Origin of the sequence: Mesorhizobium sp. M2A.F.Ca.ET.037.01.1.1 (assembly GCF_003998075.1) — a bacterium.
In the GTDB taxonomy this organism is placed as follows: Bacteria; Pseudomonadota; Alphaproteobacteria; order Rhizobiales; family Rhizobiaceae; genus Mesorhizobium.
Map to the genome: position 1 here is coordinate 1 of NZ_RZSA01001714.1, position 567 is coordinate 567.

Below are 567 nucleotides of genomic sequence, written 5' to 3' on the forward strand. Positions count from 1 at the left end.
GTGTCGGGCGGCGAGGTCGGCGCCAAGGCCGCCTCGCTCACCATCATGGTCGGCGGCGGGGAAAAGGCCTTCGAACGCGCCAGGCCGGTCTTCGAGAAGATGGGCAAGAACATCACCCTCGTCGGCCCGAACGGCGTTGGCCAGACCACCAAGGTGGCCAACCAGATCGTGGTGGCGCTCACCATCGAAGCCGTCGGCGAAGCCCTCGTCTTTGCCTCGAAGGCCGGCGCCGACCCTGCAAAAGTCAGGCAGGCGCTGATGGGCGGGCTCGCCGCCTCGCGCATCCTCGAAGTGCATGGCGAGCGCATGATCAAGCGCACCTTCGCGCCTGGCTTCCGCATCGAGTTGCACCAGAAGGACCTCAACCTCGCGCTGGAAGGCGCGAAAGCGCTTGGCGTCTCGCTACCTAACACCTCGACCACGCAGCAGCTCTTCAATTCCTGCGCCGCCAATGGCGGCGCCAAGGAGGACCACTCGGCGCTGGTGAGAGCGCTGGAGCGGATGGCGGCCCACGAAGTGGGCTAGCCAGTAGCGAATAGGGAGTAGCAAGTAGGGATTGCAGGCCGG

At 66.0% G+C, this 567-nt stretch carries 1 protein-coding gene; it reads left to right on the forward strand.

The window, feature by feature from the left end:
- Positions 1–525 (forward strand): NAD-binding protein (locus EOA27_RS39390; protein WP_148669973.1); only part of this gene is annotated, 525 nt, incomplete at its 5' end.
- Between the last annotated feature and the right edge of the window lie 42 nt (positions 526–567).